This window comes from Corallococcus sp. BB11-1, from assembly GCF_026626625.1.
Taxonomy (GTDB): domain Bacteria; phylum Myxococcota; class Myxococcia; order Myxococcales; family Myxococcaceae; genus Corallococcus; species Corallococcus soli.
The window spans coordinates 232,331-252,618 of the sequence record NZ_JAPNJY010000028.1 but is presented as its reverse complement, the minus strand read 5'-3'; the positions used below and the strand labels follow the sequence as shown (position 1 = coordinate 252,618).

The window sequence follows — 20,288 nt, the reverse complement described above, 5'->3', positions numbered from 1 at the left end:
GGGCCATCACTCAGGAGAGAACGAAGCACAGACGCGCACGCCGATCCTGGCGTCGCGCGCCGTGGGGTCTCCGGGTGAGAGGTCCGCGCTCGACGCTACGAAGGAGTCGTAATACCAGGAGCCTCCCCGCAGGACGACGCTCCCGAATTCCGGTGTCGCGGACCGCGTGAGTTCGTAGGCATTGCCAGCCATGTCCTCCAGGCCGAAAGGGCTCACCGATGCGGGGTGGGAGCCGACCACGTCGGGTCCGAAGGCCGTGGGCAGCCGGTCGTAGGTTTCATCGATGTTGGCGTCATCGGGCTGCAACTGGTCGCCATGGGGGTATTGCCGCCCATCCGCGCCTCGGGCCGCGTACTCCCACTCGTGCTGGCTGCACAGGCGCGCTCCCGGCAGCCGCTGCGTGCGGTGGAGCCAGTCGAAGTAGCCCTCCAGGTCCTGGGCGGAGACGCCGGACAGGGGAAACCCTCTCCAATCACCAGTGCGTCTGCGGTGCCGCCCCGGATAGACAAAATCCTCGCCCACCCTCGCCGTGCGGAACGTCTCGCTCGAACGATAGAAGGTGAAAAGCCAGCCACCGTCAGGATGCCGCCGCAGCGTGACCGCCCCACCGTCGCCGAAGCGGGGTTGTTCGAGGAGCCGCCTCGCGGGCGCCTCCGGAGGCAGGTCGTCGAGGTAGACCATCCAATCCCCGAACGTCACCTCCCTCCTGCCAATCAGATATCCCTCGTTGAAACAGCGCCGATGCATCGGCGGACTGAACGAGAACTTCCGCACCTCCTCCGGCCCGGCGCGGCCCAGGAGGAAACAGCCCGGCGGGACGTAGGCATGACCTTCAGGCAACGCGGAGGGGAGCGCGAGGCGGACCTTCTCGCGGGCCCCGTGCGTGAGCAGCAGCGGCAACTCCACCGGCACGGAATCCGGCCGCGTGAAGCGAAGCACATAGGAGCCCTCGGGAAGCTGGAGCCGGGCGATGGGGGTCGGGCCCAGGGGGGCGACTCCTGGAACGGGCTCGCGGCGGAGCGTCCCCTCCTCGTCCTCGACGTAGCGTTCGAGTTCGACCCGAGCCCCTGGAGGGGTGGTCTCCATTTCGACTTCAGCCGGGGCCTGGAGCCGTCGCAGCCACTGCGCTCCCTCCTTCGAGGTGTCCGCCTCCTGCTCCAGGCGTCGCACCCACGCGTCACGCTCACGACGCTGATGGAAGTCCTCGGCGAGGAGGATGCGTTCGTAGGTGACCTCCGCGATGAGCTGGCGCGCTTCCCCATGGCCGCGATGCCGCTCGAGGGTCCTGTCCAGGGCCTGGGTGGCGCGGGCGTAGGCCGCCTCGGACTGGTCGCGCAGGGTGAGCACCTCGGTCCATTGCCGCTCGGCGGCCTTCCTGAGGCCTCCGGAGTCCGGCGAGGCCTTGAGGTCCATGGAGGGTGGCGCCCGGTTGTCGAACAGCGCCAGGGCCTCCTCACGGCGCAGGCGGGCCTCCTGGGCAAGGGCTCGGCCCCCGGCGAGCGATTCCCGCGCCGTGCCAAGTTCCTCGGCGCTCAACCGCGCGTCCACGAGGTACGCCAGCAGCCGATGACCGCCCGAGGCGAGGATGGCGAGCGCGACGACGCCCCCCGCGAGCCGGCGCCTCCAGCGCTCGCGGGTCACGGCGCGGCGGGAAGCCAGGAGAAAGGAACGCTCGCGCGCGCCCAGGGTGGAGGGCTCCAGCAGCCGCGCCTCCTCCAACTGCCGCTGTCCCCAGAGGGCGTCGCTGACGTGCATGAGGCGCTCCCACTCCGCGCTGGCCGCCTCCACCCGCTTGCGCAGCGCGCGCTGCCCGATGTCGTCATCCAGCCAGTCGCGCAGCGTGCCCCAGCTCGCGATGAGTGATTCGTGGGCGATCTCCCAGCGCGGCTGACCTCCCAGGGTGCGCGTGTGCAGCAGGCGGCCCTCGACGAGCGCGCGAAGGGCGGCGTGGGAGGTCCCGTCCGAGGCCTCGACGAGTTCCTCCTCGCCACGCTCGCTGCGCGTCCCCTCCGCCGTCACCAACTGGAGCAGGAGTCGCCGCGCCGACGCGTACTCGGCGCGCCCCAGCCGCCCGAGCACCCCGTCCGCATGGCGGGACAGGGCCCCTGCCACCCCACCCATCGCGTCGAGCGCCTCCCGGGTGATGCGGCCCTGCTCCGGATTGCGCCGCTCCCACAGCTCGGCGAGCGCGAACTGGAGCAGCGGCAGGCTGCCCACGCCGGGCGCCGTGGAGGCGACGAGCGCCTGGAGGAGTTCACCGGATTCGAAGGCCACGCCCCGGCTGCGCGCGGGACCGACGATGGCCTCGCGAACCCCTTCCAGCGACAGGGGGCGAAGGATGTAGAGCGCCCGCTCGGCCTCTTCTCCCAGGCCGGGCAGCGCGCACAGGCGGGTCAGGAAGTCGCCACGCACCGCCAGCAGCACGCGCACCCCCGATGACGGAAGGGCAAGCTCCCCGAGGAGGCGGGCCACGTGCGCCGCCTGGACCGGATCGGAGAGGGTGAGGAGCTCTTCCAACTGATCCATGAAGAGCAGCAGGCCCCGCCCGCGTGAGTGCGCCTCGCGCAGCGCCGGCCCCAGCCAGGCCGGCGTCCGCGCGAGCGCGGTGACAAGCTCCGCCTCCTTCCGGCCGAGCACGGGCGCGAGCGCGGCGGCCAGCGCCTCGAGCGGGCGGTGACCGGGCCACAGCGTGACCGTGATCTGCTCACGCCCCGCGTCCAGGGCGCCCGCGGCCACCCGTGGCAGCACGCCAGCGCGACACAGCGAGGACTTGCCGGCCCCGGAGTCTCCGGCGACGAGGACCAGGGGCTGGGTGCGCAGGCGCTCGAGCACGGCGCGGATGTCCGCCTCGCGCCCGAAGAAGAGCGAGCGGTGCTCGGCCTCGAAGGGTGCGAGGCCCCGGTAGGGGTTGCCGGAGGAGAGCGGCGCGGGCGCGCTGATGCGCTCCAGCCGCTCCAGGGCCTCGCAGAGGGCCTCCACCGAAGCGAACCGGTCCAGGGGATTGGCCGCGAGGCACCGCGTGATGAGCGTGGCGAAGTCCGGGTCGACGTCCGGCCCGAGCCCGGCGCGAGGAGGAGCCGCCTCCAGCCCTCGGGCCGCGCGCCGGGGCACCTCGCCCGTGCACAACTCATGGAGGACGAGGCCCAGGGCAAAGAGGTCGCTCCGAGGCGTCGCCGGAGCTCCGGCGAGCAGCTCCGGCGCCAGATAGGGCAGTGTCCCGACGAGGGACTGCGCGCTGGACGCCAGGGCCGTCCCCACCTCGAAGCGCTCGGCCAGCCCGAAGTCGAGCAGCTTCACCTCCCCGTCCCGGGTGACCAGGGCATTGGAGGGCTTGAGGTCGCGATGGAGGACGCCCTGGCGGTGCGCCGCCGCGAGCCCCCGGGCCAGTCCGACCCCCAGGGAGAGGACCCGGCGCCATGGCACCGGCAGGGGCAGCTCCGCGAGGCTCTGGCCCACGACATACTCGGAGACGATGTACGGGTGGCCGTCCACCTCCCCCACGCTGAACACGTTGACGATGTTGGCGTGCTGCAGGCGCGCGAGCGCCCGCGCCTCGGTCGTGAAGTGCTCGCGGACCCGGGCGTCGGGCTGACGGGAGGCAATGAACTTCACCGCCACGCGCCGATCCAGCGACATGTCGTGCGCCAGGAAGACCACGCCCATCCCGCCGCGCCCGAGGGGCGCTTCGAGGCGGAACTCGTCGAAGGCGTCGGGTGGCATCCAGGAGAGCCCTGGCTCCCGCGAGGTGTCGGCCGGCTCGCGGAGCTCCGAGGGCGCTCTCCCCGAGGACAGGATGCCGGGGGTGAGGGTGGCCAGGAGGGTCCGGCAGTCGTCGCAGCTGGCGGCGTGCCCATGGACCCGGGTCAGCTCCTCGTCCGGCAAACGCGCCTCGAGGAGCTCCACCAGGACCTCATCCGTCAGACAGCCAGCGGGCGGCGGATCCATGGACCGGGAAGTGTTCAGGGGAGCCATGGAGGGGGGACCATTCAATGGCATGCGTTGAAGGGGAAGACAAAGTGCGTAGGATGGGGCATCCAATGAAACAGGTGTCCCAGTGCGTCGCGACGTTTCTCAAACACACCCCGGTGCGCTTCGCCCCCCTCACGGATGAGGAGGCCGCGGCGCTCGATTCGCTCTTGATCCGCGCGTGGGAGGATGCTTGCGCGCAGTGGCCCACCGTCAAGCTCTCCCTCGGTCAATTCGTGATCCACGTCGCCGAGCGATTGCCCAAGGTGAGTCCAGACAGCCCCATCGCGCCGCTTCTCACGAAGCTGTCCCTGGCGGAACTCTACCTCACGTGTGGATGTCTTCAGGGCCTGGCCTCCGCCCACGAGGCCTTCGAGAAGAGCTACCTCGCGAAGCTGCCAGGCAAGCTGCGGGGTCTCAGACAACCCGACGCGATGATTGACGACGTGTGTCAAATAACACGCGTGAAGTTGCTGGTGGCCACCCCGGAGAGTGCTCCCAGGATTGGTGAGTACACGGGGCGCGGCGCGCTGCTGAGCTGGGTGCTCGTCACCGCCGGGCGCATCGCCAACAAGCTGCGGGCCGCGGAGAAGCCCGCGTCCGAGGACAGCGCGGAAGAGGTCCTCAAGATGCTGCCAGGGCAGGGAATCGATCCGGAGCTGGATGTCATGAAGCGGCGGCACCACGCCGAATTCCGACAGGCCGTGCATGAAGCCGCCTCCACGCTCTCCGCCGACGAGCGCCACCTGCTGCGCCTCCACTTCGCGGATCAACTCTCCACGTACGAACTGGCCTCGCTCTTTCGCGTCAATCAATCCACCGTCTCCCGCTGGTTGAAGAGTGCACGGCAGCGGGTCTACGAGGAGACCCGGCAACGCTTGCAGGAGCGGCTGGGCCTCTCCACCCTGGGCTTCAAGAGCTTCCTGGCGTTCATCGACAGTCAGCTGGACATGAACATCAGCCAGATATTGGAGGAGAAGGGTTGACCCGGGGGGAGCGCTACGGACCCTTGGCCGCGGAGGCAGCGCCCTTCGGGGCCGCGAACGTCAGGTTCCGTAGCACCGTGGCGCTGGGACTCACGTTCATGCGCCGCACCGTGCAGTGCTCCCCTTCCCCCTCGCTGGGAGTGCCCGCCGCGTCTGTCTGGAAGCGGTTGGGGCATTCCTGGAGGAGGGTCGCCAGCGCGCGGCCGTCCCGGGTGCGCGCCAGGCAGGTGGCGCCGTCGGGCGCCCACGCCGCCTCGAATGAGGCCTTCGCCGGATCCCACTCCCCCCGTTCGACGAGGCCGAACCGGTCATAAAGGTCGATGGTGGTGTCCTGGCGCGTGTGGCTCTTGCCATTGCCACAGTAGTCCGCGCGCGCCATGCGGGTGCAGGCCTGGTGGAGCTCCGCCAGCGGCTTCCCGTCGCGGCGCTCCCAGGGCTTGTAGCCCCATTGGATGCACTTGGTGATGGCGCCGTTCTCACAGGCGAAGGTGAGCTTGCCCGGGGTGCCCTGATGGGCTCCGCTGGCATCCCAGACACCGCCCACCGCGAGGGCCCGGGGGTGGGTCACGCGGCCCACGGCGACGCAGGGGTTCTCCCACTCCTGGGCCACCGCGTTCCACGCCTCGATGCGGTAGAAGACCGTCCCGGGATCCTCGGGGGAGGGTTCGGCGGCGCAGAGGGCCACCTCCACGGGCTTGCCGTCGCTGTCCGTCCCTTGCAGCACGGTGCCGACGACGCCAGGCATGGCATTCCCAGCCTCCGGAGCGGGGGAGGCGACCAGGTGCCCGCCATCAAGCCGCAGGGCCGTCACCCCCGCCTCCGCCCGACGCAGGGGTGCGAGGTCCGCCGAGACGAGCACGCTGCTGCGCTCCTCCGCCACCTTCTCCGTGTTCCAGTCCCGCTTGGTGCCCCACAGCATCGTCCCCTGGGGCCTGGCGATGCGGCTGCCGGACTGCGGCTGGCAGCGGCGCGCGTAGCGCTCGGCATCCGAAACCAGGCCCGCGGAATTCATGGGAGAAGGCTTCGCGGAGGCCGAAGCACCCGCGTGCGCCAGGGAGGGAAGCAGAAGGAACAGACAGACCCACAGGAACTTCTCCATCGCATTTTCTCCGGCACGTTCATGGGCACGACAGATGGACCACGATGGTGGAGAGCCAGGGACTTGAAGAGTCATGCACGGAATCCGCCGGCTGCCCCGTCCCCCCCCATCCTGGCGACCTCCGCGTGACATTGACGGGGAACTGGGGCTCACTCGCCGTGTCTGCGTTCAAGGGGGGAACGGATGCGCATGCTCAGGTGGATGGTCGTGGTGCTTTGCTGTGTGGCGGGAGCGGCGGGTGGCGAGCCGCCACCGGATGCGCGACTGCAACAGGCACAGAAGGCTTTTGAAGAAGCGACAGCGCTCGACAAGGCAGGCAAATACGCCGAGGCCATCGTGAAGGGCGAACAGGCGCTCGCGCTGCGGGAGGCGGTGCTCGGGAGCTCGCACCCGGAGGTCGCCACCTGTCTGAACCTGCTCGGAAGGATCTACCGGCGTCAGGGGGAATATGTCCAGGCCGAGCCGCTGATTCAACGCGGGCTCACCCTCCGGGAGGAGACGCTTGGCAAGAGCCATCCCGACGTCGCCCAATCGCTCCACAACCTCGCCCTCCTTTACAAGGAGCAGGGGTTGTATGGCCGGGCCGAGCCGATGATTCGTCGCGCGCTCGCCATCCGGGAAGCGACCCTGGACGAGAACCATCCCGACGTCGCCCAAGCAATCAACAGTCTCGCCATCCTCTACAAGGAGCAGGGGTTGTATGACCGGGCCGAGCCGCTCTATCAGCGCGCACTGGCCATTCGTGAAGCGGCCCTCGGCAAGAACCATCTCGACGTCGCCCAATCGCTCCACAACCTGGCCATCCTCCACGGAAGGCAGGGCCTGTACAGCCAAGCCGAGCCGCTGATTCAGCGCGCGCTTGCCATCCAGGAAACGACCCTGGGTGAGAACCATCCCTTGGTCGCCAGCTCGCTCAACGTCCTCGCCGGCCTCTACGAAGAGCAGGGGTTGTACGGCCAGGCCGAACCGCTCTACCAGCGCGCGCTGGCCATCCAGGAAGCGGCCCTCGGCACGAACCCTTTCGATATCGCCAGTGTGCTGAACAACCTCGCCAACCTCTACTGGGCACAGGGCCTGTACGGCCGGGCCGAACCGCTCTATCTGCGTGCGCTCGCCATCGCGGAAGCCGTCTTCGGCACGAGTCATCCCAGCGTCGCCACCCTGGTCAGCAACCTCTCCAACCTCTACAAGGAGCAGGGGTCATACGACCAGGCCGAGCTGTTCGCGGAGCGCGCACTCACCGTTCGGGAAGCGACCTTGGGCAAGAACCATCCCGACGTCGCCATCTCGCTCGACAGCCTCGCCAACCTCTACGCGGGACAGGAGTCTTACGACCGAGCCGCGCCGCTCTACCAGCGCGCACTCGGCATCCGGGAAGCAAGGCTCGGCAAGAATCATCCTGAGACCGCCACCTCGCTCGACAACCTCGCCAACCTCTACGCGAACCAGGGATTGTACGGCCGGGCCGCACTGCTCCACCAACGCGCGCTCGCCATCGAGGAGAAGGCTCTCGGCAAGGGCCATCCCAATCTCGCCCAGTTTCTCAATCACCTGGCGCAGGTCAGGCTGGTCCAGCAGCGCCTTGGAGAAGCCGTTGCACTGTTCACGCGCGCCTTCGCCATGTCCGAGCAGCGCCTGCGCGACGAGGCGCTCGACTTCTCCGAAGCGCGTCTGGCCAACTTCCTCCAGTATCTGCGCCGCGATGAGGATCGCCTCCATGCGCTGCTGCGCGCGAATCCCGACAATGCTCGCGTGAAGAAGCTGTCCCTGGGCGCGACCCTGCTCCTCAAGGGCCGCTCCGTGGAGGAGACGGCCGACATCTCCCGGGCTGTCTACCGCAGCCTGGGAGCACAGGAGCACGCCACCTTTGATCGGTTGCGCGGCCTGCGCACCCAGTTGGCCCAGCTCTCGTTCCAGGGGCCGGGCTCGCTTCCATCGGCGGCCTACCAGCAACAGCTCAAGCAGCTTGCCGCACAGGGTGATGCCCTCGAAGCAGAGCTCGCCAAGCGCTCCGCACCCTTGCGCACGATGGCCGCGTTGCCTTCCCTGGTGGACATCGTCGACCGTGTTGCTGCGGCCCTGCCCGGGAACGGGGCCCTGGTCGAGTTCATCACCTATGAGGATCGCCCGCTGGTGCCCCGAGCCGGTCCCTCCAAGGCCCAGCTTCGCTACCTGGCGCTGGTGCTCCGTCCGGATGCCACCATTCGCGCCGTCGATCTGGGCCCCGCCGCGCCTATCGACGCGGCCGCCTCCAATCTGAGAGACGCCCTGGCCAACCGGGACACCACCTACCAGGCCCAATCCCAGGCGCTCTATCGGCTCGCCTTCCACCCCCTGCTGCCCCTGTTGGGCAAGACCCGCCGCGTCTTCCTCGCTCCCGATGGCCAGTTGGCCCTCGTGCCCTTCGCGGCCCTCCACGACGGCCACCAGTTCCTGGTGGATGCCTTCGACTTCACCTACGTCTCCTCCGGCAAGGACCTGCTGGCTCGCCCCCAGGAGACAGTCCCCGCATCCTCCGTGGTCGTCCTCGCCGACCCGGACTTCAACGCCCCGCCCCAGCCCCCCGGTCCTGCCACGGACCCGACGCAGGTGGAGACCCAGCGATCTACCTCGGTCGAGCGCTTCCGCTCCTCGCTGCGCGAGGACTCAGTGCACCGGGCCTGGGCCACGGCTCCCCTCCCCGGCACCCGCCACGAGGCCGAAGCCATTCAGCACCTGCTGCCCCAGGCCCAGCTCTTCCTGGGCCCCGAGGCCACCAAGCAACGTCTGCTCCAGTTGCCCACCCCCGGCATCCTCCACCTGGCCACCCACGGCTTCTTCCTGGAAGACGCTCCGGTGCCCAAGGGCTCCCGCGGCGTCGTCCACTTCGGCGCCCTGGGAGAGGAACCTCCCGGCTCGCGCCCACCGGATCCCCTGCTGCGCTCCGGCCTGCTGCTGGCGGGGGCGAGCGCGCCGACGTCCTCCAGCCCCACCGGGCCGCCAATTGACAGCGCCTTGGTGACGGCCCTGGAGCTGGCGGGCCTCAACCTCTGGGGGACCCAGTTGGTGGTCCTCTCCGCCTGTGACACCGGCAGAGGCGACGTCAGACTCGGCCAGGGCGTGTATGGGCTGCGCCGTGCCTTCCTCGTAGCCGGAGCGGAGACGGTGGTGATGAGTCTGTGGAAGGTGAACGACGGGGCAACCCACCCCCTCATGGAGGCCTACTACCGCAACCTGCTCGCGGGGCAGGGCCGGGCCACGGCGCTGCGCGAGGCGATGCGCTCCTTCCGGCGGACGTATCCCCATCCCCACTACTGGGCCCCCTTCATCACGGTGGGCAGCGACGCGCCCCTGCGTGCGCTGGCGCCAGGCGCTCCATCCCTTCCGGACACGAAGCCCACGGCGGCTCGCTGAAGGTGGGGCCTTGAAGGGTTGACGGCGAGGCGCGAGCCGGACGTGCCCCCAGGCTCGTCCCGCCCGGCATTGTCCGCCGGGGATTGCCGTCCGCGTGCCTGACCTGCTTCAGGGAAGTCCGGTAGGGCTCAGGCTCGGCATCGCGACCCGAAGGCACCTCCGCCGAGCAGTGTCGGACGCCCCGTCATGTCCTCGCCCCAGGTGGAGAAGGTGCTGCCGCAGGCGCCTCCTCTTCGCTCGGCCTCGCTGCCGCGGGGAGCCTCCCATCCTTCCTAGCCACCCAGGCGGCGCAGCACCCGTAGCGAGCCCATCCAGCGGCAGCCTCATTCGACCTAAAATTCTTTGCATGGTTTTTCGGGTCCCTGGCTCAAGGGAGGAGGGAGCCCTGCCAATGCATGTCGCAAAACGCAGCTCCCTTCAGGGTCAAAACACCAGGGGCCACACGCGTGTTCCTGCCGTACCCCGAGCCCGCGAGGGGAAAGCAGCCACGTCGAGGAAGAGGGAGGGCGGCGTGCGATTCTGGAACATCTGGGATTATCCACGGAAGGTGCGAGCCTGGCCCCCTATTCGAGGGCCCCCAGGCCGCGTGGTGTTGAGAATCAAGTCAGCCAAGAGGTCCAGACCCCACGCTTGACTCAAGCGGAGCCGCGTCTGGCCCGACACGTTCACCCACCCGAAGCTCATTCTCAAGACAGGCAGGATGAATATCATGATTCGCAACATCAAAGCCGTTGTCCTCTTCACGGGTCTTGGCCTCGTTGGTTGCGGTGGAGCGCCCCAAACGGAGTACCAGAATGCCAAGCTCGGCCAGAACGCCGACGGCACCATCACCGTGACCGACGGCCAGCAGTCCGAGACCGTGAGCCAGGTCGACTTCGTGACCGACGGCCAGCAGTCCGAGACCGTAAGCCAGGTCGACTCCGGCCAGGACAGGTCCGCGATGGCGCAGGTCACCTGCAAATGCTGCCTCTGCACTCCCACCGGCAACACCGCCAGCTGCGTTTGCAGTCCCTGCGATAAATGTAAGTAAGCCAGGGAAAGCAGCCGACATCGGCGCAAGCACGGGCTGGCGGGGTTGAGCAACCCACCCGCCCTGGCCCCCGGTTTCCCCAAGCGGGGCAGAGCCGAAGCCGCTCCCCTCAACCCCACGGAGTGCCCCCGAATGGACAGAGCTGGCTCGGGGAAAAATGACGAGGGGAATCCGCAGGCGGCTCGCTGAACAGCCGCCTGTGCATCATTTTCCGCCTTGCCGGCTCTCCTCTGATGAAGGAGCCCCAGACACCTTCACTCCATCTCACTCTCCCCTGCATCGCAGTCCTGCTCTCACAGCGCGGTCAGCGGATCAGGCCGTGACAGGGCATCATGACGAGTTCCTTTGAGGTCAGGATCCTTAAAAATCCAGAAGAGCTTGGCCATTACCGAAGGCTGCTCTTCGACGCCTACATCCATGAAGCAGGCTGGAAGCTCAATCCAGCCAATCCATCCGGAATCCGGATATCGGGTCATGAATTGCGTGACGACCGGGATGGCATCGCCATCTGCTTCGGCGTCTTCCACGAGGACAGGCTGATTGGGGGCGCCAGAATCTGCGGGAGGCACCAGGGCCAATTCGAGATCCACGGGTACCAACCCCATTGGGACCTGTCCTTCCTGGACGCACCCAATCTGATCGAGGCGAGCCGAGCCGTCCTGCGCTCCGAGTTCAGGGGCAGCGGCGCCTTCACGCTGCTGGTCCTCCATATGTTTGAATTCTGCGAGAACAACCAGTTGTCGCCCTTCACGCTCACCAGCGACCCGTCCGTGATGCGGTTCTACCAGCGGATCGGGATGCCGGCGGTCGAGGGCTGCAGGTTCAAGTTTGAACCTGAAGATCCGGCGGAGGCACAGCTGTTCCTCGTGGACTCACGGGGCATGTTGGACGCCGTCCTCAAGCACCTGGAACAGCTCACGCGTACCCGCTGACGATGGATGAAGGCCCGGCGTAACCCATACCCCATGCAATTCAGCGGGCCGCCCGGTTTGCACCTACCGCTCCGGCGACTCCGGGTTGCCGGCAAGAAGCGCACGCAGCGGTGTGTATCCCAGCTCAGGGCCGCCTCATCGATGGCGAGCCCGTGTGGCGTCCTGGAGCGGCGAGCAGCCATTGGAAACTCAAGCAGGAGGCTGGAGGCCACGCGGGCCACGGCTATCGCTGGGTGCAGGCCTCCGACACGCCGCCCTCGCAGGCTTTCTGGAGCAGCAGGGCAGCGCGGGCCTTGTTCCTGGGCACTCCGACGCCATTCGCGTAGTGGAGGCCCAGGTTGTAGCAACCGTGGGCCATTCCGCCCTCACAGGCCTTCTCATACAGCACGGCGGCGCGGCGCACGTCCTTGGGCACTCCGGCGCCATTCTCATAGAGCACACCGAGATTGGAGCAACCCGGGGCAGCTCCGCCCGTGCAGGCCTTTTCATACAGCACGGCGGCGCGGGGCTCATTCTGGGTCACGCCAAGGCCTATCGTGTAGAGCCTGCCAAGGCCGAAGCAACCCGGGGCATCCCCGCCCGTACAGGCCTTCTCATACAGCGTGGCGGCGCGGCGCGCGTCCCTGGCCACACCTCGCCCATCCTCGGAGAGCACGCCGAGGCCGACGCACCCCCTGACCGCGCCGCCCGTGCAGGCCTTCTCATACAGCGTGGCGGCGCGGGCCTCGTCCTTGGGTACTCCGACGCCAGTCGCGTAGTGCATGCCAAGACTGTAGCAACCTAGAGGCTCACCGCCCGTGCAGGCCTTCTCCTGCAGCGTGGCGGCGCGGGGCCCGTCCTGATTCACGCCAAGGCCCCTCACGTAGAGCCTGCCAAGATTGAAGCAACCCTGGGCCTCCCCGCCCGTACAGGCCTTCTCATACAGCGTGGCGGCGCGGCGCGCGTCCCTGGCCACACCTCGCCCATCCTCGGAGAGCACGCCGAGGCCGACGCACCCCCTGACCGCGCCACCCGTGCAGGCCTTCTCATACAGCGTGGCGGCGCGGGCCTCGTCCCTGGCCACTCCCCGGCCACTCTCGTAGCGCGAGCCAAGGTTGAAGCAACCCTGGAGCATTCCTCCCGTGCAGGCCTGCTCAAACAGCGTGGCGGCGCGGGCCTCGTCCTTGGGCACTCCCAGGCCCGACACATGGAGCCCGCCGAGGTTGAAACAGCCCGGGGCGCCTCCGCCCATGCAGGCCTTCTCATACAGCGTGGCGGCACGAGCCTCGTCCCTGGGCACTCCAATGCCCCTCTCATGGAACACGCCAAGACTGAAGCAACCCCTAGCCTCTCCGCCCGTGCATGCCTTCTCAAACAGCATGGCTGCACGGGCCTCGTCCTTGGGCACCTGGCGCCCTTCTGCATAGAGCCCGCCCAGGTCGGAGCAAGCCCGGGCCGCTCCGGCCGTGCAGGCCTTCTGGAGTTTGCTGAGCGCCACCTCCTTCGGCGTCCCGCGGGCAGCCGACCCCACCAACCCCATCACGATGCACAGCCACACACCCAATGGTGCCGCGACCTGTCGTAATCCTGACATCCATGCCCCCCCTTTGCAGCCAGGCGTTTCTCGGGCTGCCTCTGACTGACTTCAGGGGCAACCGCTCATCCATTGGATGAACGACCGAGGCGGAGAATGATGCAGAAAATCCGCATCGTCCTCCAAGGCACCTGCCAGGTTCCCGTTGCCATGCCGCGTGCGGCAGATGGACGACGGTGCGAAGCCACTGCACCGAGGGCTGCATGATGGGGCTTCCGGTCTATCGGCGCATGGCGCGGGAGCGCGCGCGGAGCTTCGTCGCCCGGTACGGGCTCGGGCCGTTCAGGGTGCTCCCTGACAAAGACTCACACCAACTGTCGGACGTCAGGCCACGGCCTGCTGGAGCGCCGCTTCGCGCGGCACCTTCGCGGCGGCGGCGAGCACCACCTCCGGGCCCGCGCCGTCCTGGTGGGCGTTCTCGCTCAGGTGACGCCGCCACGCGCGCGCGCCCGGCAGGCCCTGGAAGAGGCCCAGCATGTGCCGGGTGATGGCGCCCAGCGGCGCGCCCTGGCTCCGCTGCGCTTCGATGTACGGCAGCATCGCGTCCACCACCTCGTGCCGCGTGGGGGGCGCCTGCGTGCCGCCAAAGAAGCGCCGGTCCGCCTCCGCCAGCACGTAGGGCGATTCGTACGGAGCCCGCCCCATCATCACGCCGTCCACGCGGGGCAGGTGTTCCGCCGCCGCGTCCAGCGTCTTCACGCCGCCGTTGAGGCTGATGTCCAGGTGGGGGAACTCCTGCTTGAGCCGGTACACCAGGTCGTACCGCAGCGGCGGCACGTCCCGGTTCTCCTTGGGGCTCAGCCCCTTCAGCCACGCCTTGCGCGCGTGCACGATGAAGCGCGTGCACCCCGCCTGGGACACGCGCCGCACGAAGTCCTCCAGCGTCGGCCACTCCTCCAGCTCGTCGATGGCGATGCGCGACTTCACCGTCACCGGGATGCGCACCGCCTCCCGCATGGCCGCCACGCCGCGGGCCACCAGGTCCGGCTCCGCCATCAGGCACGCGCCGAAGCGGCCGGACTGCACGCGGTCACTGGGGCAGCCCACGTTGAGGTTGATCTCGTCGTAGCCCCACTCCTCGCCGATGCGCGCGGAGGCCGCCAGCTCCTCCGGCTCCGAGCCACCCAGTTGGAGGGCGACGGGGTGCTCGGCGGGCGTGAAGCCCAGCAAGCGGTCGCGCTTGCCGTGCAGCACCGCGCCCGTGGTCACCATCTCCGTGTAGAGCAGGGTGTGGCGCGTGATTTGACGGAAGAAGTACCGGCAGTGCCGGTCCGTCCAGTCCATCATCGGCGCGACACACAGCGGCATGGGATAGGCCAGGGCAGTCATCCCCCCTTCCCTATCCGGAATCCCGCCGTCCGCCCAGAGGCCTCCCGGAGGGCCCCCCCAACCCCTCCGGAAGCAGGCGGCCACGCGGGCCGCCCGGGTCTCAAGCAGCGGGGCTGAGCACCACGCCCTGCTCCGCCAGCCACGCATCCACCAGGCGTTGGCCCGCGTCCGTCAGCGTGAAGCCCAGTCCGGCCCACTGCTGGCCGTTGAGCATCACCACCTGCCCCAGCGCGCGCCCGAAGGCGGACTCCGGCGCCAGCTGCTTGAGCAGCGCGCCCGCGTAGTGGTGCAGGAACAGGTCGAAGTTCTTCGCGAAGTCCGGGTGCCCCGGAACCGAATCACTGCGCGTGTCCGCCGCCATGTCGTAGCCCTGGATGAGGCCACCGAAGCCCAGCACCTCCACCAGGAACGCGTGCATCCGCGCCTGCCCCCGCACCCGCCCGGGCAGCCACCGCTCCGGCCCCGCCGCCGTCTGGAACGTCCACAGCCCGCGCTGACGCGTGGCGGCGAAGGGAATCCCCCCCTCCCCATCGCACGCCAGCCGGAGCGCCCGACGCTGCACCTTCGGAGGCGCCGCGTCCGGCCGCGCGGGGAAGTACACGATGACCGCCGGGGACGAGCGGGCGCAGTTCATGGGGGGCAGCACTCCAGGGGGAGAAGACACCAGCATTGGAATTATCCGATGCAGGCACCTGGAAGTTGCGGCCTTTCGAACGCTTTTCAGGGGCCGGCGAGCGCTTCCACGGACTCGGGGAGCTGGCCCCGCTCCAGGGCGGCCTGGAGCGCGTTCATCTGGGCGTGCACCACGGCGCGCGACACCTTGGCCCCCGCGCCGTCGCGGATCAGCAGCTCCAGGGTGGCCTGCGCCAGCAGCAGGGGCAGCGTGGTGAAGGCGAGCACGTCCCGGGGCGCCCCCGCGCCATAGAGGGCCCGCACGTAGCGGGCGGCCGCGATCAGGTCCTCGCCCGCCAGCCGCTCCACGTCCTGGAGCCGCACGTCCACGGGCAGCAGCGCGCGCCCCTCCTGCCGGTCCTGCCGCACGTCCTTGAGGATGTTGACCAGTTGCAGGCCCTCCCCGAAGAGCGGGGCCAGCGCGCGCAGGTTCGGCGCGTACGGCGCGAGGCGCGGGTCCAGGACGAACAGGTCCGTGAGCAGCTCCCCCACCAGCCCCGCCACGATGTAGCAATAGTCACGCAGTGACTGGAGCGAGCGCAGGGTCACGAGGCCCTCGGGGGTGGCGCCCGCGAGCACCTCGCGCATGCCCCGCACCGTCTTCAGCACGAAGTGGCGCAGGATGGCGCCGGCCTCCGTGCGCAGCGCGTCCAGGCTCGCCAGCAGCGAGGGGGTGCGCGAGAGCAGGTCCAGGTAGCCCGCGTTGTCCGTGGGGGGGCGCGCCAACCAGCCGCGCACCAGGGCCTCCACGTCCACCTGGGGGGCCTCCTGGAGCAGCGCCTCGAAGCCGGCCAGGGCCTCGCGCCGCTCCTCGCGCGGCCAGGGGGCGGCGTCCTCCAGGGTGTCCGCGACGCGCAGCAGCAGGTAGCCCAGGCCCACCTCGCGGCGCAGGGGCTCCTCCAGCAGCGGGATGGCGAGCGCGAACGTGCGGCTGGTGCGCACGAGGAAGTCCGCCAGCTCGTCGTCCCGAAACGGCAGGGCTGTCACAGCGGAAGCATCACTCAAGGAACCGTCCTTCGCGAAGGGGCGCGCTCCGCCCGGGCCCGTGACTGCCACAAGCCACGCGTCGACACACGCGCGAACGTGAAGGATCCGCGGGGCCCGACGCCGCGCGGGCCCATGGACGGACACCGCGTCACGACCGCGCCAGGCCCGGGAGCAGGACACCGGAGGAGGGCCCTCCGGCGTCCCGGGGCCCCCGGGAGGCAGGCTTCAGGGGGCCGGGGCCACGGTGGGCTTCGGCGTGGCCGGGACGGCGGCCGGGGCCGGCGCCGCGGGGGCCTGGGGCTTCGGCTCGGGCTTCTCACGCGACTGCAGCCGGGCGCCGTTGTCGGCGGCGATGCGGCGGTACCACGCGTCCTGGTAGCGGGGGTGGTTCACCTTGCCCGTCCCGTCCCGCACGTTGCCGTCGATGTACTTCACGAGCAGCTGCTCGCCCAGCTTGCGCCAGCGCGCGTGCACCTTGTCGCCCTGCTGGAGCGAGTACTCCGTGAGGTACTGGCGGGCCTGCTCCGGCGTGCGCTTGTAGAGCACCTGCGCGATGCTCTCCACGTGGGCCTGGTCCGCGAGGAACTGGCCCTCCAGTTCGCCCTGGGCCTTCTGCACGTCGACGATCATGTCGCTCCAGCGCCCGTAGGCCTGGTTCGACACCCAGTTGAAGACCCAGAAGGAGGAGTCCCAGGAGAAGTCGCCGCGGCTGGCCACGCCCTGGGAGAAGTTCTTCGGCACCTGCCGGATGCCCGCGTACATGGGCGTGTAGACGGTGGTGTACGTGTCATCCACGCCGAACCAGAGCACGCCGCCGATGGCGTTGGGCAGCGACGCGCGCATCTGCGCGACGAAGGAGAAACCCGTCTGCTGCGTGGAGATGGCGCGCTCGTGGACGTAGTGCTTGCCGTCCACGTCCCACGTCATGGGCCGCCAGCGGTAGGGCGCCGCGTAGGGCCCCGCGCCCACGTCCTTGGACATGTCCAGCGGCGTGCCCTCGAAGTGGTCGCGCATGAGCGCCATCGTGTCCTGCACGGACACCTTCTTGTCCGGCTTCACCCACAGGGGCAGGCGCTTGTTCAGGTCCGTGCCTTCCGCGTACTCCAGGCCCAGCTTCAGGGACGGGGCCGCGCGGCGGAAGATGCTCCACACGCGCCCTTCGGAGAAGCGCTGCCCGCCGAAGTCCAGCGGGTGGTACGTGTCCGCGAAGCTGAAGTCCTTGTCGGCGCCCGTGAACCATCCCTTCGAGCGCGCGAAGGTGATGACGTCCGGCGAGTACAGCGTGGTGCCGGAGTCGTTGAGCGGGAACTGGCGGATGCGCGCCTGGTTGGCGTGCGCGGAGATGACGCCGTCGGGGAGCTTGCGGGCCACCCACACCGCGCCCTTCTGGCCTGCGCCCTTGCCAATCATCTCCAGCAGCCACGCCTCCTTCGGGTCCGCGATGGAGAACGTCTCCCCGGTGGAGGCATAGCCGTACTCCGCCACCAGGTCCGTCATCACCTGGATGGCCTCACGCGCCGTCTTCGCGCGCTCCAGCGCCACGTAGATGAGCGAGCCGTAGTCGATGATGCCCGCGGGCCCCTCCAGCTCCTTGCGGCCCGTGAAGGTGGACTCGCTGATGGAGAGCTGGTGCTCGTTCATGTTGCCCACCACGGAGTACGTGGCGGGCAGCTCCTTGATGCGCCCCAGGAACTTGCCGGTGTCCCACTCCACGATGTCGCGCTGCGCGCCGGCCGCGTGACGGCGCGCGGGCGTGTAGTACAGCTCGCCGTACAGTTCGTGCGCGTCCGCCGAGTAGGTGATGAACGTGGAGCCGTCCGTCGTGGCGCCCTTCGTCACGAGCATGCTGGTGCATGCGTCCGCGACGGGGGCGACGAGCGCCGCCGTGAGCGGCAGCGCGGTGAACAGGGTCGAGGCAAATCGGTTCATGGCGGCGCAATCTAGCAGGACTGCCGCCCGCTGCCCGCCCAGGCAGGTTGCCCGACCGGGAGGCGCCCGGGCCGGGGCCCGGGCGTGGGGCTCGCCGCCGTGCGGCATGCACGGGGCCCATGGACGCCGTGCATCTCACTACTGCCCGCCCCGCGCGCTGGATGGCACCCGGGGTACGGGGACGCTAGGGTTGCCTCCGCGGTCCCCTGCGCACTTCCGCCCTGGGAACCCTGGAGGAAGCCGTGACGGAGATCGTGGTGGGCCTGGTCGTCTTCTTCGTCCTCACGGTCGTCCTGGGCCCGGCGCTGTGGAGCTCCCGCATCTGGTGGAGCAAGGCGGACCGGGAGAACGTGCGGGACAAGCACGGCCGCCCCCGCAAGGACACGGAGGACGGCCGGCCGTAGGCAGGGCCCGCCAGGCCTCTACTCGTCGTTCTGACCGAGGGCGGCCAGCACGTTGAGGTCCTCCAGCGTGGTGGTGTCCTGCGTGGACTTCTTGCCCGCGGCCACGTCGCGCAGCAGCCGGCGCATGATCTTCCCCGAGCGCGTCTTGGGGAGGCCTTCCGCGAAGCGGATCTCATCCGGCCGCGCGATGGCGCCAATCTCCTTGCTCACGTGCGTGGCCAGCTCCTTCTTGAGCGCGTCCGACGGGGCGTTGCCCTGCTTGAGCGTCACGAAGGCGACCAGCGCGGTGCCCTTCAGGTCGTCCGGGCGTCCCACCACGGCGGCCTCGGACACCTTCGCGTGCGCCACGAGCGCGCTCTCCACCTCCGCGGTGCCCAGGCGGTGGCCGGCCACGTTCACCACGTCGTCCACGCGGCCCATCAGCCAGATGTAGCCGTCCGCGTCCGTGCGCGCGCCGTCGCCGGTGAAGTACATGCCGGGCAGTTCGCTGAAGTACGTGCTCACGTACCGCTCCGGGTCCCCGTACACGGTGCGCAGCATGGACGGCCAGGGCTTCGTCACGAACAGCAGGCCGCCCTGCCCCTTCGGCACCCGGTTGCCGTCGCGGTCCAATATCTCCGCGTGGATGCCGGGCAGCGGGAAGGTGGCGGAGCCCGGCTTGGTGGGCGTGGCCCCGGGCAGGGGGGAGATCATGATGCTGCCCGTCTCCGTCTGCCACCAGGTGTCCACGACGGGGCAGCGCCCGCCGCCGATGACGTCGCGGTACCACATCCACGCCTCGGGGTTGATGGGCTCCCCCACGCTGCCGAGCAGGCGCAGCGAGGACAGGTCGTGCTGCTTCACCGGCCCGTCCCCCAGGCGCATGAAGGCGCGGATGGCGGTGGGCGCGGTGTAGAGGATGGTGGCCTTGTAGCGCTCGATGATGTCCCAGAAGCGATCCGGCCCCGGCTGGGTGGGCGCGCCTTCATAGAGCACCGTGGTGACGCCGTTCATCAGCGGGCCGTAGACGACGTACGTGTGGCCCGTCACCCAGCCCACGTCCGCGGTGCACCAGTAGACGTCGTCCTCGCGCAGGTCGAACACCCAGCGCGTGGTGAGCGACGCGTTCAGGGCATAGCCCGCCGTGGTGTGCAGCACGCCCTTGGGCTTCCCGGTGGAGCCGGACGTGTAGAGGATGAACAGCGGGTGTTCGCTCTCCACCCACTCCGGCTCGCAGGTGTCCGGCTGGCCCTTCACCAGCGCGTCCCACGCCATGTACTTCGGGCCCTGGGGGAGCTTCCCGTCGCCGGTGCGCGTGAGCACGACGACCTTCTCGATGCTGGGGGCGTTCGGGAGCGCGGCCTCCACGTTCTTCATCAGCGGCACCACGGCGCCCTTGCGCCAGCCGCCGTCCGCGGTGAGCAGCACCTTCGCGCCCATGTCCTTCATGCGCTCCTGGAGCGCCTCCGAGGAGAAGCCGCCGAACACCACGGAGTGCACCGCGCCCACGCGCGCGCACGCCAGCATGGCGACGGCCGCCTCCGGCACCATGGGCAGGTAGATGCCCACGCGGTCGCCCTTCTTCACGCCCAGGGACTTGAGGCCGTTGGCCAGCTGGTTCACCTGCCGGGACAGCTCTCCGTAGGTGACGCTCCGGCGGTCGCCGGGCTCCCCCTCGAAGAGGATGGCGGGCTTGTCCTGGAGCTTCGGCAGGTGCCGGTCCAGGCAGTTGTAGGCGAGGTTGGTCCTCCCCTCGATGAACCAGCGCGCGTGGGGCGGCTTCCACTCCAGCACCGTCTGGAAGGGCTCCTTCCAGAAGAGCTCCTCGCGGGCCCGGTCTCCCCAGTACCTTTGCGGATCCTTCTCCGCTTCGTCCCACAGCCGCTGGTAGTCCTGCATGCTGCGGATGTGGGCCCGCCGGGAGAAGTCCTCGGGGGGTGCGAAGACGCGGGACTCGTTCAGGACCGAGTCGATTGCCTGCGTGTCTGCCATGGGCGTCCCTCCACTGC

13 protein-coding genes are annotated in these 20,288 nt (G+C 69.3%); 5 read left to right on the top strand and 8 right to left on the bottom strand.

Annotation, left to right across the window (positions count from 1 at the left end):
- Positions 1-6 precede the first annotated feature (6 nt).
- Entirely contained in the window at positions 7-3,972 is a 3,966-nt protein-coding gene (locus OV207_RS22565; RefSeq protein ID WP_267557165.1) for a bifunctional serine/threonine-protein kinase/formylglycine-generating enzyme family protein, read from the bottom strand.
- 65 nt (positions 3,973-4,037) lie between these two features.
- Between OV207_RS22565 and OV207_RS22560 the strand changes: the two genes are divergently transcribed.
- Positions 4,038-4,952 (top strand): sigma-70 family RNA polymerase sigma factor, encoded by a 915-nt coding sequence (locus OV207_RS22560; RefSeq protein ID WP_267557164.1) that lies wholly within the window; start codon positions 4,038-4,040, stop codon positions 4,950-4,952.
- A gap of 13 nt (positions 4,953-4,965) precedes the next feature.
- Here OV207_RS22560 and OV207_RS22555 read toward each other — a convergent pair whose 3' ends face one another.
- Positions 4,966-5,964, bottom strand: coding sequence for an ADYC domain-containing protein (locus OV207_RS22555; RefSeq protein ID WP_267557163.1), 999 nt, complete (start codon positions 5,962-5,964; stop codon positions 4,966-4,968).
- A 270-nt stretch (positions 5,965-6,234) separates the two neighbouring features.
- Here OV207_RS22555 and OV207_RS22550 point away from each other — a divergent pair, with 270 nt between their 5' ends.
- From OV207_RS22550 to OV207_RS22540, 3 genes are all read left to right on the top strand, one after another.
- Positions 6,235-9,444, top strand: a complete 3,210-nt coding sequence (locus OV207_RS22550) for a CHAT domain-containing tetratricopeptide repeat protein (RefSeq protein ID WP_267557162.1) — start codon at positions 6,235-6,237, stop codon at positions 9,442-9,444.
- Positions 9,445-10,153: 709 nt separating this feature from the next.
- The gene (locus OV207_RS22545) at positions 10,154-10,474 is read left to right on the top strand and encodes a hypothetical protein (RefSeq protein ID WP_267557160.1); all 321 of its coding nucleotides are present in this window, start codon (positions 10,154-10,156) and stop codon (positions 10,472-10,474) included.
- Positions 10,475-10,806: 332 nt separating this feature from the next.
- On the top strand, positions 10,807-11,406 hold the full coding sequence (locus OV207_RS22540; RefSeq protein WP_267557158.1) for a GNAT family N-acetyltransferase: 600 nt from the start codon (positions 10,807-10,809) through the stop codon (positions 11,404-11,406).
- 223 nt (positions 11,407-11,629) lie between these two features.
- On the opposite strand, the gene OV207_RS22535 is transcribed toward OV207_RS22540, so the two are convergent.
- From OV207_RS22535 to OV207_RS22515, 5 genes are all read right to left on the bottom strand, one after another.
- Positions 11,630-12,925, bottom strand: coding sequence for a tetratricopeptide repeat protein (locus OV207_RS22535; RefSeq protein ID WP_267557635.1), 1,296 nt, complete (start codon positions 12,923-12,925; stop codon positions 11,630-11,632).
- Between the two features lie 378 nt (positions 12,926-13,303).
- Positions 13,304-14,308: a tRNA dihydrouridine(20/20a) synthase DusA gene (gene dusA / locus OV207_RS22530; RefSeq protein WP_193428218.1), complete on the bottom strand. Its 1,005-nt coding sequence runs from the start codon at positions 14,306-14,308 to the stop codon at positions 13,304-13,306.
- Between the two features lie 100 nt (positions 14,309-14,408).
- Complete coding sequence (locus OV207_RS22525) at positions 14,409-14,942, bottom strand: hypothetical protein (RefSeq protein ID WP_193428219.1); 534 nt, start codon at positions 14,940-14,942, stop codon at positions 14,409-14,411.
- 86 nt (positions 14,943-15,028) lie between these two features.
- Positions 15,029-15,967, bottom strand: coding sequence for a squalene/phytoene synthase family protein (locus OV207_RS22520; protein WP_267557157.1), 939 nt, complete (start codon positions 15,965-15,967; stop codon positions 15,029-15,031).
- A gap of 225 nt (positions 15,968-16,192) precedes the next feature.
- On the bottom strand, positions 16,193-17,896 hold the full coding sequence (locus OV207_RS22515) for a dipeptidase (protein ID WP_267557156.1): 1,704 nt from the start codon (positions 17,894-17,896) through the stop codon (positions 16,193-16,195).
- A 242-nt stretch (positions 17,897-18,138) separates the two neighbouring features.
- Here OV207_RS22515 and OV207_RS22510 point away from each other — a divergent pair, with 242 nt between their 5' ends.
- Positions 18,139-18,300 (top strand): hypothetical protein, encoded by a 162-nt coding sequence (locus tag OV207_RS22510; RefSeq protein WP_267557155.1) that lies wholly within the window; start codon positions 18,139-18,141, stop codon positions 18,298-18,300.
- Positions 18,301-18,318: 18 nt separating this feature from the next.
- On the opposite strand, the gene acs is transcribed toward OV207_RS22510, so the two are convergent.
- A complete protein-coding gene (gene acs, locus OV207_RS22505) occupies positions 18,319-20,271 on the bottom strand; it encodes an acetate--CoA ligase (protein ID WP_267557154.1) in 1,953 nt (650 codons plus the stop codon).
- Positions 20,272-20,288 lie beyond the last annotated feature (17 nt).